The sequence below is a fragment of the Wolbachia endosymbiont of Tetranychus urticae genome (assembly GCF_046529255.1).
Lineage (GTDB): Bacteria > Pseudomonadota > Alphaproteobacteria > Rickettsiales > Anaplasmataceae > Wolbachia.
Window position 1 is genome coordinate 1,304,052 of the sequence record NZ_CP114181.1, and the last position, 19,229, is coordinate 1,323,280.

8 protein-coding genes and 1 pseudogene are annotated in these 19,229 nt (G+C 32.9%); 3 read left to right on the forward strand and 6 right to left on the reverse strand.

Features of this window, described 5'->3' with window-relative positions; genetic code table 11:
• Nucleotides 1-218: 218 nt before the first annotated feature.
• Nucleotides 219-395: a hypothetical protein gene (locus tag O1Q06_RS06845; RefSeq protein ID WP_410542497.1), complete on the reverse strand. Its 177-nt coding sequence runs from the start codon at nucleotides 393-395 to the stop codon at nucleotides 219-221.
• A gap of 132 nt (nucleotides 396-527) precedes the next feature.
• Nucleotides 528-740 carry a hypothetical protein gene (locus O1Q06_RS06850; protein ID WP_410542498.1) on the reverse strand — a complete coding sequence of 71 codons (213 nt, stop codon included), beginning with the start codon at nucleotides 738-740 and terminating at the stop codon, nucleotides 528-530.
• A 301-nt stretch (nucleotides 741-1,041) separates the two neighbouring features.
• On the opposite strand from O1Q06_RS06850, the gene O1Q06_RS06855 reads away from it, so the two are divergent.
• Nucleotides 1,042-1,935, forward strand: coding sequence for an Rpn family recombination-promoting nuclease/putative transposase (locus O1Q06_RS06855; RefSeq protein WP_410542499.1), 894 nt, complete (start codon nucleotides 1,042-1,044; stop codon nucleotides 1,933-1,935).
• 82 nt (nucleotides 1,936-2,017) lie between these two features.
• Here the strand turns inward: O1Q06_RS06855 and O1Q06_RS06860 are convergent, their stop codons facing one another.
• Complete coding sequence (locus tag O1Q06_RS06860; RefSeq protein ID WP_410542500.1) at nucleotides 2,018-3,121, reverse strand: hypothetical protein; 1,104 nt, start codon at nucleotides 3,119-3,121, stop codon at nucleotides 2,018-2,020.
• A gap of 116 nt (nucleotides 3,122-3,237) precedes the next feature.
• On the opposite strand from O1Q06_RS06860, the pseudogene O1Q06_RS06865 reads away from it, so the two are divergent.
• Nucleotides 3,238-3,438 (forward strand): annotated as a pseudogene (locus O1Q06_RS06865) (transposase); the annotation flags it as partial.
• Between the two features lie 332 nt (nucleotides 3,439-3,770).
• On the opposite strand, the gene O1Q06_RS06870 reads toward O1Q06_RS06865, so the two are convergent.
• The 3 genes from O1Q06_RS06870 to O1Q06_RS06880 form a co-directional block, all read right to left on the reverse strand.
• Nucleotides 3,771-11,282, reverse strand: a complete 7,512-nt coding sequence (locus O1Q06_RS06870; RefSeq protein WP_410542501.1) for a latrotoxin-related protein — start codon at nucleotides 11,280-11,282, stop codon at nucleotides 3,771-3,773.
• Between the two features lie 10 nt (nucleotides 11,283-11,292).
• Nucleotides 11,293-12,813, reverse strand: a complete 1,521-nt coding sequence (locus O1Q06_RS06875; protein ID WP_410542502.1) for a hypothetical protein — start codon at nucleotides 12,811-12,813, stop codon at nucleotides 11,293-11,295.
• Nucleotides 12,814-13,273: 460 nt separating this feature from the next.
• Nucleotides 13,274-16,108 carry an ankyrin repeat domain-containing protein gene (locus tag O1Q06_RS06880; RefSeq protein ID WP_410542503.1) on the reverse strand — a complete coding sequence of 945 codons (2,835 nt, stop codon included), beginning with the start codon at nucleotides 16,106-16,108 and terminating at the stop codon, nucleotides 13,274-13,276.
• Nucleotides 16,109-17,156: 1,048 nt separating this feature from the next.
• Between O1Q06_RS06880 and O1Q06_RS06885 the strand changes: the two genes are divergently transcribed.
• Nucleotides 17,157-19,058 (forward strand): ankyrin repeat domain-containing protein, encoded by a 1,902-nt coding sequence (locus O1Q06_RS06885; RefSeq protein WP_410542504.1) that lies wholly within the window; start codon nucleotides 17,157-17,159, stop codon nucleotides 19,056-19,058.
• Nucleotides 19,059-19,229 lie beyond the last annotated feature (171 nt).

Consider the following 19,229-nt stretch of genomic DNA (forward strand, 5'->3'; position numbering starts at 1 on the left):
CAATCTTTTTTACTTATTTTTTCATGGATAGGTAAAGATATTAATGCATATTTATTTTCAAGTTATGTAAAAAGGTTGTTGTTAATCAATTATTTTAGAAATAACATCAGTAGAAAAACCTAACTGAAGTAAATTATTTGCAACTTTCATTCCCTCTATTTTGTAAATCTTTTCTTTGTAAATTTGCTTTCTTTGCAAGAAAAATTCTGCCCATATATTCAGTTCATCTCGTGATTCTTGATTGTCAATTTTTCTATTGCCAAACTTAATAATTCATTTTCTCCTTCACCATCTTTGCAATCATTTTCTTTATATTCCTTTATCAAATCTTCAACATCCACTGATAATTCTTTTGCTATTTCCCATAATCTTTCACTTAAAAGAGTCTTGTTCATAGTGATGTATCTGTGAGGGCCCTACATTAAGCTTTTTTGCTTTGTGTATATCCTTTTATTATTCTCCACTTCTTGATCTCTTGTCCTTCATTTGAATGCTCAGAACCTTTTTCCTCCTTATTATCATATTCTTCAGTCTGTTGCCCGATAGATAATCTCAGTAGCAAACCCCGCCTTAACTAGATTCCTTGCAATTCTTATTCTTGCTGCTTTTATATTACTTTCTTCCTCAGCTCGGACAGATTTGGTTAACATATAAATTGCTTTGCGTCCTTCTATTTTTTCTATAAAATTATACATTTCCTGGCTTCTAGCTTCATCAAAACAACAGCTCTCTTTTAGCACTTTTCGTCCTGGAAAGAGATTTCTAATAGGAATTGATAACGCCTCTGCTAATATTTTTAACTTTTCAGTTGGAATGCCACATGTTCCTTGCTTATCAGTGTATGATAGTTTATGCCTGTTTTGCCTACTAAATCCTTCAGGGTATATTTTCTCTTTAACCTCCAGCTCCTTACTTTTTGTGCTATCTGATACCTTATCGAGATGTTTGTCATAAATATTATACAGGTTAACATTACGTTTAATTGTTGAATATTTCTTCAGAATTGTGTATAATTATTAATGCTTTTTATCTTACTTTCTCATGGCTCTTTCTAAGTTTCTCGATCCAAAAAATGATGTTGCGTTTCGGCGTATCTTTGGTACTGAAAAGAATAAAGATATCCTCATTCACTTTCTAAATGATATTTTGAGCTTTACTGGCAAAAATGCAATACAGGATATAGAGTTTTTAAGTACTATTCAAGATCCTGATATTGCATCTAAAAAGCAAAGTATTGTTGATGTGCTATGTAGAGATTCTACAGGAGTGCAATGGATAATTGAGATGCAGGTCGCTAAAACCAAAGGCTTTGAAAAACGTGCCCAATACTACGCAGCTAAAGCTTACTCAAGACAAGCGGATAAAGGTGATCAATACCATGACCTTAAGGAAATTATCTTTATTGCTATAGCAGATTGTATACTATTTCCGGATAAGGCTGAGTATAAATCAAAACACACCATTCGGGATGAAGATACTAATGAACATGATCTAAAAGATTTTTATTTTGTATTTATTGAGCTGCCTAAATTTCCAAAAACCAAAGAAGATCAGCTTTCAAGTATAGTTGAAAAATGGGTCTACTTTTTTAGATATGCAGATGAAACTAGTGAAGAAGAGTTAGAAAGAATAATAGGAAGTGATCTAATAATTAAAAGAGCATATGAAGAACTCAATAGGTTCAACTGGTCAGAAAAAGAATTTATTGCCTATGAACAAGAGATCAAGCGTATTCGTGATGAACAGGCTGTCCTCGCTCAAAAACTCGATGATGCTAAACATGAAGGTAGACAAGAAGGTAGACAAGAAGGTGAAATGAAAGCTAAAATTGCAGTGGCAAAAGCAATGCTTGCTGATAATATCGATGTTAATAATATTGCTAAGTTTACTGGATTACCAGTTTCTGATGTAGAAAAGCTTAAGCATAACAATTAAAAAAAATCCACTGATATTTTCTATACTAAATACTGTGTGCTGGCTCAGGAGAACATAAATATACATTCCCCTGAAGTAAATGTTAATTCAAACTATGACCACAATTAGAACACTTAAATGCACGAACTGCTTCCATGACACTAAACGGCTCACTTTTTTCACCATTTTTCTCTTTTATGAAACTTTTAGCTCTATTAACAATTCTCTCTAGACGTGGTACCTTCTCTAACTCATGAAAGTGTTTTGAAAAAATTTCACAATTCCTATCATCCATATAAACCATGATTGTACCAAAATTTAGGGCATTGTTTTCAGGTTCATCAGCTTTTTTAGAAGATAAAATCATTGTAAGTTCTTCATTACCTACCTTAAAAGACATTGTTACTCTACCTTTCATATCATGATATTGTCCTTTATGTATACGAATTACATTATCACCTTCCCCCACTCGTAACGCACCATACTCCAGACTCTTAAATTCCGGGGAACTCATAAACTTCGCAGGTGATATAACACTTCCCTCTGGGCATTTTACACAATAAAACTCGTTATCTCTTTCTATTATCACGCCTTCCTTTGAACCATTTTCAATGCTATTCTGGACAGCTTTTTCTAAACTCAATAGATATCCATTACGTTTTTCCTCTATAGATGAGTCTATCGGTATACTAGTGCGATACAAATCAAGTACCTCTTTATTCACATATGTTCCTGTTGAAATTAAAGCAGATATTTTTGAAGTAAGAGAATCCAGCATATCTTGTTCATTTTTTTCAAGATTCAAGTTTTCTTTCTTGATGAGAGCTACGCTTCTTATTAAGTGACTTATCAACGATATTTCCTTCACTGCCTTTCTTTTTTCTTCCTCAGATAGCATTCCATGTACTAATCCATATGGCATACCAAACATAACTTTTTCCTTATCTGCAAGCTTTACAATTTCTGACAACTCACATAGAAATTTTCCTACATTGGTAACATCAAAAGGATTGGTATATTTTTTTTCTATTTCTTCTACTTGTTTTAAAATCTTTTTTCGTTTTTCTCTCTCGATTTGTTTATATATTGTCATGCTCAGTTGATATTCATTTGTATCTTCTGGAAATTCTATGTTTGTATATAAACGTTTCTTCTGCTCTTGATTTTTTGATTCCCTACTATCTATAGCTTGTACTTGTTCTAACATAACAGACCTCCTATTTTATTTTATATAATAAAGTAAATTATTATTGACTGAGCATACCTATGTAGCTTATAAAATCAACAACTATATGAAGAGAAAATTCAAATATACAGATACAAGCCATTCTTCTCCAAAAACTTGATGATGCTACTGAAAAAGGTAGACAAGAAGGTATCCTAATCGGCGAAGAAAAAGGTAAAATTGAAGGTAAAATTGAAGTTGCAAAAAATTTACTTAAAGCTGGTATCCCGATTGATGTTATTTCCCAGACAACTGGCCTCTCTCATTCTGAAATTTCACAACTCAAAGAAAAAACATAATATTTCCTACTTATTAACTCCAACATTTATGAAAACCTTTCCTAAGTCGAACATACCCCCAATTAAGAATCTAATGAACTGTCTAAAATGGCTATGAAGATTGCACATAGAATTATATAAATTAATATCATAACGTTACCCAAACTTCTATATCAAAGCTACGTGCTGTAAGTTCAATATGGAAAACACATTAACCACTTAGCATTTTATGTCTACTTCATCCATTTGAGTATTAAGACTACCAAACTTGCTAATGGTTGTTTCCCTAATTATTTTTGCTACCCTCACTTGAAATTTTCTACTACTTGGCATATGACCCCTTACGTTATAACCTACCTATTAAGATTACCTCCAAGCTTAGTTATTCCTATCTCAGAAAGACAAGTTGATACTTCTGAATGGCTGTGAACTGAAGCATTACTTAAATAACTTTGAGGCTCTAAACTCATTTGTTTTGCACCATCAACTTCTAATCTATCATCTCCGTTGTGTAATATCTGCTCTATTGATTGATTTAATGTCACATCTAGCCCCTTATTAAATTTAATCATAAACTCATTAAACCTTTTCTCGCTTAATTTACCAGGGTATCCTGCTTCTCTACCAGGTAACGCTTTCTCTACATATGAGCTTAAAATCCCTGAAACCTCATCAAATTTACCACTCATGACTTTTCTAGTAATCTCTTTTTGCATTCCCATATAATCAATATTTAATCGATGTATTGATACACCACTTTTTAATCCAGCTTGCTCTACTACTTTCTCAAATCCCTTTGTAATATTGAGCGCATAGCCCTGTGCTTCTAGTGGAGATATAGACTGATCTACTGTAGAAATATATTTCCGACCTGTAACTTTTCTAATGAGCATGTCAAGTAATAGTATTGTACCATTTATATCCTTTTGTGCATCAACTTGTAAGATGATACTTGAAGTGCTTGGCGTTTCCCTATATTTAGAACCTAATAACCCACCTATAGAGCTTGTTATCCAACCAAACAAATCATTTATCCATGAAGATGGTCTAGCTCCACTACTTGCTACTACTTCAGGTTGTTCTATACTAAGAAGTTTACGGGATAAGTGAGTTTTATTGATATCACTATAATATCTAGACCGTTCTTCCCTGTCTACTTTTAAAGAGTGTTTGTATAGTTTATCTCCTATAACTACTTCATCAAAAATTTTACTACCATTATTTGTATTTTGATTTACAGCATATCTCTTTACTCTCCTTACTTGAGGTCGACAATCTTCAATTTTCCATACATCGCGTTCTTCTTTAATCCCGCTATGTGGTCCCCAAGTAAATATGCTACGCCTATCTCCATTCAATTCATGAAGATGCTTGTAGTTAAAATGATCCACACTAGCATATAAATGCTCGTTGTATTGATAATTAACTATAAATACGTCATTACCGACGGTAGTAATCTCCCATTTAAACTTTCTATCTTCACCTTTAGGAACGAACTCCGTGTTTTTCCACGTGAATACTCTTCTCCTATTGTTGTCGTACTTAAAATCATCAATTGGAGAGTATAGATATTCCCCATACTTGACACTTTTTATGTGGTATACGTTATCATATACAAATTCAAAATTCCATACAAATTTCTCATCTTTTTCATCTCTAGGAATCCAAGTAAATACGTTTCTCCTACTTCCATCATGCTGGTAATAATCACTTGGAGAGTAAAGATACTCATTATAACGAACGTTTTTTATACATACATGTGAAGAAAAAACTATGTTCTTAAGCGAATATGGTAATTGACCCTTAAAATATTCTATACTGTGTTTTACTCTTGGAGAAAAATCCTTATCATTGTAGCTGCTTATCATATCCTTAGCAGTATAAGCAACATCGAATATCAGAGCTCTTCGGTAATGCTGCATATGTTGTTTGATCTCCTTTAATTTTTCGCTTTGATAAGAGATTTTTTCATCGAGTTCACGGTATTTTGGATTAAGTAGGTATGGTACTTGACCTTGGAAATGAGGTTCTTTATTCAACACACAGGTTCTAACACTTTTAGATAGAACAAAGTCGTTAACATCAAACCTTCTTTCTACACAGTCTTGATATAACCTCAGCTCAGATAAAGTACGATATTCTTTCCTTGTTTTCTTTAGTTGCTTTATAATTCCCTGTGTGCTACAACTAGAATAAAAACATTTCTCATCATAAACGATTGCTCCTCCACCGAAAAGAAATGCTACATTCCTTATAGATTTACTCTTACTCCAGTCCTCTATTTTTACAAAATTATTACCTTGATACTGTAGTACTAAGGTGTTGTTCATGAGTTTCATCTTAAAATCTACTACAGATTTATCTCTTAAATCTAGTACGCCAATATTGTTTTCACTATTGCGGTAAATTTGCAATCCTTCTTCACTAGGTTTATAGTGTTTCAAATAAATAGGATAACTGATAGAAGGTGTTGATGTTGGTTCAAGTTTCATAGTATCGATATTGACCATGTAATGCACTTCATCCTTTTTTATCTGCATATTATCAAAGTTTTCTATATAAATTATGATGTTATTTTTGCCAAGTTTAACAGCTAAGGTATAAAGATCATTTCTTATAGACCTGCCTACACGTACCTTACCTCCCTGTGGTATAGTTATTATGTCTATACTTTTCTTATTTGGTATTCTTTGACCACGAGGCATATTTAGAATTTTTGCATTGTGACTATTATCATCAACAATAAAATGTGTGAGCTTGACACCCCTCCAATGAATATTATTCCCGCTCACTTTCCTAATCTCATAGTCTACATCAGAGCAGCTATCACGATAGTTCTGAATGATATGACTATCTCCTATACTATTAACACTTACATACCTTGTTTTACAATCAGTAAAAATGCGAATATTACCTTGAACATTAGCTATTATGTTGTATATGTTCTCAAGCTTTATCTCGCTTGGACCGTACATTATATTTCCACGATCAAGGAATACTACCGTATTTCCTAAATTATTTTTATTACTGATATCAATGACAATAGTATTATCCTTGCTTGAAGCACCAACAAGTTTTCCAGATGAGTAATCACTAACAACAAAAGTTGTCCTATAATTTCTTGAACCTACTTGTTCAACTTCTCCACTAGGTACAACTACAATTGCTGGATAATTCTTAGCTGCTATAAACTGATTAGGTACAGATGAGTAATATAGTGCTCCAGACATTTCTCTCGTATTATTTGCAAGAATAAGAGGTTCAGATGAAAAAGTTAAATTCTTACATGTTGTACGATTGTTGCAATCTGGGGATATAAAAGGTACAACAGATTTAGCGTAATCCATGAAGCTTTTATCCGTACAATCTTGTATTGAGAAGCTTTTTGGTACACTCACAATTCTTAGTCCTTGATCGTATTCGCTCTTACTAAGATGAGGAACGTGAAGTATACCCTTATCAAGATATACTTCTTTTCCATCCAAGTTACTTAACTCAAATTTCAAGGTACCTTTTTGTATATTTAATGAAGATATATTACCTTTTTCATTTAAATAATTAGAGAAAGATACTCCTCCACATCTTTCATTAAGACCTTTCACATATTCTACTATAGCTAAAATTCCAGTGTCATGAGAGATAATTTGAACTTGACGTTCTGTTATCGAGCTCAAATAGTTTTTAACTTCTACGATTTTATCATATTTCTTACTTGGATCTTTATTCACAAATAATCCTTCTATTTTTTCTTCTAGCTCTCCTAGTAGCGTCTTACTAGCACCCAGCTTAATTTGTTGAATAGTTGTTAGTGGAATGTTCTTTGATATATACTTAGTATATTCTACCGCTTGACTTATGTCAAGATATACAGCGATAGTGATATCAACAACCGCAGTAATAGTTGATACCTTGCTCAAAACACTAGCTGCAGTACTCAGCGTTCTCATAGCTAGACCATTAGAAACGATTCGTCCAGCTATAAAATTAACTCCCATTGAGGTTAATTTAACACCACTACTGGCTGCCCAGTAGTAATTCAAAGGATGGTGATTGCCATTAGCTATCTCTTCTATGCTATAACCGAATTGATATGAGATAGTTGCGAATGTAATTGCTTGCACCACAGGGTTGTCAATAATTCTAACAAAATTATTGCGTACAGAATCAGGAAGCTTGTGAACTAGTTTACCCAACAAGGTATTATCAGGAATTTCTACTCGTACTGTACTACCATCTATAAAAACGGTGCTTAAGCTCTCTCTTACATCATTCATAGAGTCTAATATTCCATTTATACCAAAAACTTTCTTTAGAAAATTACTATCATACCTTCCAACAGTTGGAAGATCGCGTATACTATCAAGAAGGTCATATATGGCCATCATAGCAAATAACTTGGGACCTTTTATTGCTTGTGTTTTTACCAAATCAAATTTATTGGTATCAAAATCAATATTGTATTTAGTAAGCTCGTTCTCCAGGTGTTGAATGTCATCTACTAAAACCTTTGTGTTCAATTGTTTAATGCCCTCTTTCAATTTATTAAAATGTTCTTCTTTTACCCCTTTCACAAGTAGATCTTGCTTAAGTTGATTTATAGCGTTATCATAATCGCGGTCTGCAATTTTGTGATCAGCTATGCTTTCGATCGCTCTCTTCTTTGCTAACAATTCCAAGGTATACAATCTGTCGTTAATAACTTGCTTTGCTTCATTATCGAAACCTCTAATCAAGTCATCAAAGTTTACTCTATATCCACCAGGTAGATCAACTTCACGGTTAGTATGTATCTGTTCTTCCTTGCCATGTAGCACTTCTACTAAGGTATACTCCTCACCATCTATTTTTAGCTTGATGTCATGAGTAGTTTCATCAAATACATAACTTTTTGGATTGCGTAATTGCTCAACGTTCCCTACTGTTATCTCTTCACCATCAATCCCTACCTTGACATAGACATTAACTTCATTGTTGAATATTTGTATAGGGCTTATTGTAATAACTTCCTCATTGTAAGCCTTGATCTCTTCTAAAAGAGATTTCATATTTTCTTCACTAAAAATAGTTGCTAAGTATTCTGTAGAAAGTCTACCATTAGCAGCATGTGGTTCTCCTTCTTGAGTGACCTTATTATTGTAAAAGCCTTGTGCTACACGAAGTAACTCATTATTTTCTATTCTTTTTTGAAACTCATTTAAACGATCTTTAGAATCAAGATTCTTAATATGCTCCCTATGATCATATAAAAGCCTTCCCAAATCAACTAAAGCGTTAGAGTATGCTTTATGTTGTAACTCTTCAGTTATTATTTTACTTTTTTCCTTTTTTGATAGCAGTAGTGCCTGTACAGCTGATTTAAAGGTATCTTCTTGTAGATCATTCCTATTTGTATTCTTACTGTAAAAATCAATATCAAGTCTCTGATCATACTTATTTACCACATCGTTTTTTAAATTTTGTAAATTAATTTTTTCTATGACCTCAGTACCAACTAATTCCTGAATATATTCTTTCTCTGCTATAATTTCTTCTGTGTTGCTTAAGTCTACACATGGCATTACTATGCCGCGCTTTCTTCTCTTGCTACAACCAGGAGCATTCAAGTTGTCTTCATTATTAGTCAACGAACTATGTACAACATTTTCAACAACAAACTTACCAGAACTAGATATTGACGAATCTTCTTCATTAAAGGTTAGTGAAGTAAAAGCTATTTTATCACTTGTGACTGATTTTATATTAGGCGAATTTGCATATTGCTCTATCTGACGACTCGCTTTCTGTCCTGGAACTTTTTCCTTTTTTACAGAATATTTAAGTTCAATTCCTGTTGCTATAGAGTCTGCACCTCTAGGCTGTACGATAATATCAGCTCTACCACCACCACCAACTTGAAACTCTGGTAATACTGAAATTACTTGGCCCTCGCCCATACCATTCAACAGATCACTTAGACCAGTGAATGTACCATCTAAATAAGCTTTTAACCTACTTTCATTTGTTATGTAATTTCTTATTCTTACAGTATCTTTTTGATTGTTAATTACTCTATCGTTTAGTAAGTTAACAAAACTGCCAAATTCACCTAGTCCAACCTCATTCTTTCCTTGACTACCTGGAGTCCTATGTATTTCATCAATTTTTCCTCTTAATCCATCAGGCTTTTGCTGATAATCTATAGCCTTCTTAAATTGCTCAACAAGCTCAGCTTTTAAACTATCGACACTTTGCACTTCTCCTCTAAACTTATCTTTTCTAAACTTATCTTTCAGCCTGCTCGATCTCGTTCTTCCGCCTTCGTTGACACTACCTTGAAAATATTCATCAACAGTTTTTTCTTTTACTTTCACTCGATCTCGACTATTTTCGTAATAGGCAGCAGGAGATGGTGCTGATTGAATAGGACCTTTCTCTTCATAGCCACGTAAAAATACCTCATTTACTTTACTAACCGATTCTCTTGTTACACCAATTTCTTTTAACACATCTTGAGTAAAAGAATATTTATCAGAAAGACTACTACCACCTTCCTGTAGGTGAAAGACAAATATTTTGTCCTTATTGTTACTTTCTTTGGTCACAAAAATGAAAGTAGAAAACTTGTCTTTAATTCCTTCTTCTGAATGATTAAAGACATAACCTTTTATATCCTTTGCTTCTCCAGGTTCACTTATCAAACTCACCTGTCCGAGTAAAAAACGACTCAGATAGTCTTGGGTATATTGTTCAGAAGGAAACGTATAATACACTTTTAGTAGATCTTTTAATCCTTTTTCCATGTTTTCTATATCGTTACCATTGTGTACTATATTCACAAATGATTGTAATATCGGCTCTTTTCTACTTAATATTTCGATTGGTTGGGAAATCTCGTAAAACTTTTTATCATCACGATTTAGATCAACACCAATGCAGACTGCTTGTTCAGGAATTACTGAGGTAGGAATTTTATTTGTCGGTAACCCTTTTATGTAACTAGTCGCTTCATTTCTTGCAGTTACCAGTCCATCTGGAAGCTTTGAGTTAGATGATTTTATTTTACTATCTGCTTTAAACTCAATTACATAGATTGTAGGCTTCTGATTAGAATTTTCACCTCTCACGATAAATGCGAGATCACTATATCCCCTACCTGTAAGCAACTCTAATTTCAATTCTACATTGAGACGACGACGAAAGTTTGCTAGTATACCAGTCACGAAAGCATGTTGCGCTGCTTCCTTATTACTATTTTTTATGAGTCCTTTTTCCTTAAGTTGAGAGTAAAGTGCTTTTGAGCGAACAAGAATTGCTTCAACATTAGCATTATGATTTGCTTTGTCCTCTCCTAATTTACGAACTTGCTTCCCAAGATCAATACCTTGAATATTTGAAAGTTTTTCAAAGCTTTCATCAAGAATTGGAGCATCACTCCCCTGATGATCGACAAGGATTGTATGTTTCCATTTTGTCTTATTAGGATCTATTTTTTCTCTTCCTATAAGAACTTTAGTAACCTTTGATTCTATTGATCGACCTACATTACTTTTTATCTCTGATTCCAAATCACCTTTAGACTTTAAAATGCTACTTTCTTTGAAAATAAATAATTCTTTGTTACCTTTTTTCTTCTCGGCCATGATATGGAGTTCATCCCCAACGTATTTAAAATGTACGTCCTTTATACCAAGGCTATCTAAACTCGAGTCTTTTACACCAGAAAACATACCAGTAAAGAAATTCAAGAAAAACGATTCCTTTGAAATTGCAGAAGATGCTCCTTGTGGCTTTGGCATTTGATCTAAGAACGACTGAAACCTCTCTTGGAAGTTTTTATCTGTATTACTTGAATCAAAAAGTAGTTCTATTAGTTCTTTTTTTGACATATCATTCCCCTTACCTAGATTGATTGTTTGAGATTAAGTGATCAAGTGTTAGATCATTTAAAGTATACAAGACATCAATATCTTGATATAATACTTCGTCTTTGTTAAGTTTTCTGTCTATTACATCATTAACACTTAGACTATCTAACAATTCATTATTGAAAAATACACTCTCGATTTCCTCCACACTTCCACTCTCATATGCAGCATGTAGTTCATTTTTTAAATCAGGATGTTGATTCATCAATTCGTCCATTCCTTCAAAAAACTTCTTGCTACGTTCATTGCTAACAAAAATCTTACTTAATACTTCATATCTGCCCTGAATATACAAGGAGCAACATACTGTTATTCTTTCTTCAAACAATTTTACTATTTTTCTTAGCTTTTTTCCCTCAACATAATCTAGTATTTTTGCAAATGGTTCAACTTCACCTAACATAATCAGTGCTGATAATATACGGATAACCCAAGGATTATTATCATTTATTTCCTTGAGAAATGAGTTCTTATGCCTCAAAAAATTGTCCTCATTCAGCATCCACATTAGAAAGTTAACTCCTTTTTGTCTCAATTCTTTACCAGATTCACGACCAACCTGATCGATTACTCTGTAAATAGTACCACTATAAAAAGTATGTGAAAGATTACTAGATCCGCGGCAATTGATTAACTCTTGTTCGTATCCGAATAAATATGCTTCTTCTAATCTAGCTAGTACGTGATCAATACGCTCTCTACACATCAACATTTCATGCTCTTCCCGCCGCAAGTTATCAAGACAAAAGCTTATGACCTCCGCATTGCTGTGAATCAAGGTAGAATATGTTTTTGATGATGCATATAAGGCTGTATTCACTAGAATTGCATCAAGCTCACCTTCATCAATCTTTGATTCCTTTAGTTTTCTAAAGAAGAACTCAAGAGCTTCTATACAACCCTCCTCCTTTGCACATTCAAACCCATACTTCCATATATCAATCTTATTGTTGAAATCTAATTCATATTTTCTCATCAACTCACAAAGGTTACTTGAAATCTCAGGGTTAGTAGTATATTCACCATCTTTATCTATAACATGAATATAATGAGACCAGAAAGTCTTTATTCTAGAACACCCACTTAGTCTTTCTGTAATAAATTTGCCTTCAGAATGTGAATCTTTCTTATATTTCTCTAGAAACGGGAAAACCTCTCTTATGTTTCTTTCCAAGCAAAGCCAGCAAACAGACTGATATCGGTAGTAATCACTTATTAAATATTCATTTTTGTTGTCGAGAGCTTTCAGAGTAAGGATCCTTCTGATAACTTCAGTTCTATTCAAAAACACATCACCATTTTCATTATGTATCCAATATTTATCATGAGAAATGGTACCAAAACTTTGAGCAATATCAGAGAGCTTTTTACCCGTAAAAACCTCCCTACCAAAGAACTTATACCACTCTTCAAAGCGCATACGTTTTATTGCGTAATTTGAGTCACCTGCTGGAATAAGAGAGCTTATAAACTCATTTTCATTTTTATACATATATATTCTACTTACACTATATTCCAATACAATAATATTGTGCTCTCGCTGTCAAGTGTTTATTTTATATATAGCTTGGTAATGATATAGAACGCCGAGTTTCCTTTTCCTAATTGATAGTTGGGCTTACTAAGCAGCTTCTCAGATCAAAAAGTCTGACCTGTAATTAAGTAATATTCGGATATTTTACTCAAGGAGAAACGAGCTTAAAATAGAGATAAAAGTATAATATAGACATTCTTCATGTACAATCCAAGCTTACTTTTGAAATAAAAGTGACATGGTCTCTAATCAAACTTTTCTTGCTGCCGCTAGCACTGTAAATCTAGAATAGATTTCAGACCACTTAAATATAGAAAATATATTGCTTTTCACAAAAATATCAGTAGCCTCAAAATTCTGATTTTAGTTCTCCTTGGTCAATTCGTCTCTATTACATTAAACTGATATAATAGAACTATCAAATGAGCTCGTCATTTTGTAGAATATTTAAGTTTGTATCCGCAACGGGTGAATACGTAATAGATCGTTGGTCTAGGTCTTGATTCAATGATATCTTATTAGTTTGAGCTTTTTGATCATTCATCTCACCTATTAAGTATTCATTTTGATTATATGGATTAACTTTATTTATTAGATTGATTGAATTTGAAAACAACTCGTTTTCTATACTTTCTGCTTTTACAATAGTATTGTTTGTTTTATCTAAAATAACCAACTTATAACTATTTTCTGATCTCATTATTTTTATATCTACTATATCCTTTGATATTGGAACACACTTGCCATGTTCGTTATCGCTAATACAAAACTTATCTTTTAAAAAGTAATATTTTTCCTGCGGTAAAGAACATAGAACATGTTTTTGTTTATGTAGTTTAGTCTCTAGAGATTCGATATCACGTTTTTCTTCTCCTTCCGCACGTTTGTGAAGTGATTTAAGATCATAATGATCTATCATTATATTTGCCTTTTGTTTTCCTTCATGATTATATTCTTCATCATTAACGACTTTTAAAATAGTATCTGCCAATTTTACAGATTCATTCGAACGTATATTATCTTGTTGTAGAAGATATAAATTTTTACTTTCATCTATATTAATATTTCTTTCTTCTGTAACATTAGGTATAGAATTTATTTCTTCAGAAGTAGAAAACCAACCTGATACTGTAGAAAAAATAGACCCAAATAAGTTTTGTATTCCGTTCAAAATAGAACTTAAAAAACTCTGTGCGATTTCATGATTATGTTCAACTATCTCTGCTACTATAGGTTCATCTGGCTGATCTTTGTTTGATAGTATAGCTTGTTCTTGTTTATCTATAACTTGAACGGGTTTTTCCTGACTTACTGCCTGATCTTGCATCTCATTTGGGTAATTAACTTCTACGTACTTATGTTGTATACTTTTTAGCTCATTCGTGACCCATTCTTTAAACTCCTGATCATATCCTTTTAACTTAGTTAAAAAATCTTCAACTAAATTTTTAGCTCGAAAAATTGTATAATCTATATCTTTACCATAATAAACAGGATGGGTAGAAAGGCTCTTTAGTAGATCATCAATTACTCCCGGATATTTATTCTCAAGAAACTTCACCACCTGCTCTGCTTCTGAGTAGTAGTGATTTCCTGGATAATTATTATTTAGTATCTCATTTGGCTTAAGATCTTTGTTTTTTATTGTAATCAAAGCTTCTTTATCTCCGTAATCATTGATATGTTTACCATTTTCTAAACCAGCAACATAGTTAGCAATAGCTTCATGCATTGCTTTTGGTAACCCCTCCACTAGACCAAGATTTGCAAGGTTCATTGCATGACCTATCTCATGCTTTAGCGTATCTTGATCTACATTTCCCTGACTATCCAGATAAACATGAACTTCAGCAGCATTCACCTTCATATCAATCTTCTTCGCGTAACCGAGTATACTGTCACTAACATTACTACCATTTTTTTTAGAGTACTCCTTGAAATCGTTATGATTATTGAATACGTATACGTTAATTTTTATATCGCGCTCAGAGCTATTAAAAGCATCTTTAAAGTTATCTACAGCATCTTTAACACTTTTTTCTATTATATTCATCTGATCACCAGCCAGGTCATACTTAATTTTTATATTAGTTTTGTTAAAAGATATATCTTTGCTACATGAAAGATTTGAAGCTATGTTATCAATATCATCTACTATTTCTGTTTTTCCTTCATATTTAGCAAGATAAAGAGGAGTATGACCACAATTATTATAAATTTCGAGTTTAGCACCCTTATCTATTAAGAGCTTTATGATATCTAAATTACCATTAATAACAGCTTTGTGTAAAGGTGAATACCCGTCTCGCGTCTGAATATTTATATCTGCACCTTCTTCTATTAAGTATTTGATTATATCTGTATCTCCTATTGAAACTGCATTTATTAATGGAGTACGACCCGCAATGTTTTTACAGTTAAGTACGGCTCCTTGTTCCAGCAAATATTGTACTGTTTCCACATTACTACAAGAAACAGCATGATGTAATGGTGTATCTCCAATGTTATCCTTGAAGTTTACATCTGCACCTCTCTCTACTAGATATCTTGTAAAATCTATATTATCAGTAGCAGCTAAAAGTACCTTGCTCTTGGTAAGATCATTAGCACTATTGTCTATCAGATCCTTTGCTATCTCTAAGTACCCAAGTCTGATAGCTTCTGTTAGGTTTTGTGGAGCTATATTAATATCCGCGCCTCCATCAATCAAGTATTTGATTGATATAATATTTCCATTTGACATTGCGAATGATAAAGGCGTAAGACCTCCTAGATCCGGAATATTAACATCTGCTCCCTCCTCTATTAAAAGTTTGATCATTTCAGAATAATCATTTATAGCAGCAAAATGCAAGGCTGTATGACCATGAGTGTTTTGGAGATTTAAATCTGCTCCTACATTAATTAAGTATTTAGCTACCGTAATATCTCCATGACGGGAACATGTTTCAAATAGTGGTGTATCGCCTGCTATATTTCTAATATTAACATCTGCACCTCCTTTTATTAGAACTTTCAGTATTTCCACATCATTCTTTTGAGCAGCAGAGTGCAATAGAGTGTTACCGTGATCATCTATAGCATTTAAATTTACTTTATTATCTACAAGGTGTTTTACCATTTCTATATTGCCTTCCCAAATTGCATCATCGAGTTGTTTATGATCGTTTGAGTCTATACTTGCACCATACTCAGTAAGTTTTATTACTCTATTCACATTATTGTTTTTATTTGTAGTTAAGTTGTTATTCATTTTTGTGCCTTTCTATTAACATACTTGACAAGTTGCATAAACCTATTTTTTATTTACCCATTGTAGGTTACATACTATGAAAAATATATTAAAAGCTAAGATTTTTATGTACGACAATGGTAGGAATTTAGTATAGATTGCATTATAGTTAACCTAGTAACTTACATCGCTAACAACCTAAATAATCTAACTAGCTTCAACATCCAGAAACGTGAGAACAAGTTTTTTTGGGATGGGTTGGTCTAGCAAATGTTCTATACGATTTTTTTTTGCATAGTAGCCTTATAATACTGCAAACCACTTATAAGTGCTTACTTTGTGTTCCTTTTGAAATTCTTTTTACTTTATTTATCTTATTGACTCACTTTACCAACTCTTTTTCTCTCAAATTCTCAAACACATAGGGCTTTTTATGTTAAGTAGAGTTACTGAAAATGTGTCTAATTTAGATGTTTTTTACTGTTTTACATAAATACACAGAGAATAAGTTCGAAAAGTACGCTTGCCTCCACCAATACACCACAACAAACCACTTACCATCTTCAATACATAATCAAGAAAACCCCTCAAAAACAGAGAACTTTAAGCCGAAACAAATAGAGGATTCTACTTCAATTATTTTTCATAAAAACTCTCTGCTTTTACATAATTTATTAATTAATCTCTCTATTTCTCTACAATATAGGGTATTTTTCAACAATTGAGAGAGATTTACAGAGTAAACAAGTAAATAAAAGAATTTAATTTGACAGTAGAGAGAGGTTTGTTTTGAAAAATTGTGTCTTCTTACAGTATATTCCTCTGAAAGTACGCAATTTCAAAAGTTATTATCTTCCCATTACTCTGACCAAGTAACACTCATACATACCATCTTTTCCTGTTTTGTACTCCACCTTTTCCCTCACTTAAAACACACGTCTTTTTATACTTTATCTTTTTAGTTTCGCAAAATACTTAATTAAATTATCTTTGACCATTGAAAAATGCTTTTTTTCATGTATATATTATATTATAATATAACATATTTATTACGCGTTCTAGCCATATTATGTATCGTTATACAAGAAGTGACATAACTAAAGATGATATCTCTACTTACATTAACGGAGACCTATTAACAGGTAATAGAACAGAAAATGATCTTGCTAGATACTTCGCCCAGCTTCCATTTTGCGATCAGGTAGATATTGCTATGAACACGAGGAGTAATTATGGAGCTATTAAAAGATTACGAGATTTGTTTGATTGCTATGAAATCTGTAATGCGATGGAACGTTCTCGCTTGATCTTTGCCGAGGTCTTTAGAAGAAGTATAAATAGAAATGACCTTTACCTATCACATTTTATTAATATATTCAACCCTGCTTATACTCTTGAAGGTAAGTACTTTTGTATTGATCTTTTATTAGAGATTGCAAGGATATCATATCATGAAGAAGATACAAATTATAAAACAAAACTTTTTGAGATTTTACTTTGTCGTAACACATTTTATAAAAATTCATCAGAACTTTACAACTATTGTGTTACTAAGCCAGAACCATTAGTTATAAAGTTGCTGGCTGATATAGTAGTAGCTATTGATACAGAAGTCACGGAATATACAGAGAAGGGAGATCAAGAAAAAGAACTTAAGCATCTATATTCATTAACTGCCCATTTATTTGCTGCTATCCTTGGTAGTCCAAGTCCTCAACTCATACTCAATACTATGAGAGGTTCTAATGTCAACTGTTTTACTAGCGTACACAATCTAGTAGCATTAGGTAATGAAGTGCAATTTCGTTTACTTGGTTCATGCTCTGATGATTTCAAAGGAATTCTTGCACGTATCAAAGGACTTCTTGTAGCTTGTAAAAGTGGATACGGTTCTACTCCAAGTTATATTTCGTCTAATCCTTCCGACTATTCTCATGAGTATGTTATGAAACAAAATACCCACGCAATAAATTATATATTGACCTACCTCAATGATTATGATCCTACGCAAAGAGATCATCGTGACGGTAGCACAGCGTTACATGCACTATTAACAACTGAAGAGTTGAAAGGAGATATAAAGCTTAAAATTGCTCATCTTCTATTAAACCGGGTTAGACTTCAACATCCTCCTAACCAATTTGAGAAATTTGTTAATTGTGCCTGTGAGTCAGGAGAGACTGCTCTACAATTGGCATGTCAGGAACTAGATGTTGATATGGTAGAACTTCTTGTAAGCAATGGAGCGAATTTTAGTTCTGTAGAATTGTCATATCTTAAGGTACAAAGGGGAAGAGTTTCCTATGATAGTGAAGAATACAAGACTATAAATGCTATTATAGATATAATGGAAAAAGCTAGGATGGTAGAAGGACAACTAGGTTCGATTCTAGGCTATAATGGCGACACTATACATTATGGTCATTGGCATGAATCTCGCTCGGGAGCTGAAACATTTCTTGAATACTATAATCAGGTTCCCAATGATCACTCCGGCTTAGTAAAAATATCTGAATCTCAAGTAAATGCTAAAATTACTGCACGACATGAACAACAGCCACGTTACTCACATAGTTCTTCATTCTTACCTAATTCAACACAGCCAAAATACCCTACAAGTAGTGCAACCAGTGTTCAAGCTCAAAGTCAAAATTTTGGTAGCCTTCATTATTTAAAGCCTGTTACCCTTTCTGAAGCACAAGAAAGTTTAAATGAGATGATTAGAAAGAATACTTCTTCCATTGAGGATAGGGAACATCTTATACTATCATGTAATCGCCTAGTATCAGGAGGGTTGTGCAGATATGAAGATATTCTCAATAGAGTAGAAAGATGTAAAACTAAAGAAAGGTTTGTGGAAGAGTTAAAAAAAGTGATTCAAGAAATAACTGTTCGCGAGATACCATCTAGTAATATGGAAAGTGTAGACTTAGCAGGTCCAAGTAGTAAGAGTTTTGATAGATTTCATTAAATACTTTTAATTTTTTTGAGAATAAGATTTCTTTGTTAAGAGGAAATATAACTATGTTCTTGTTTATAAAATACGTTCAACTGTTCCTCCCAAAGCAAGCTCATTTTTGTGCCAAGGAAATTATTGAGTCTGCGATGAGCTGGCTGTTTTCCCTCCAATATTGCTTCTTTT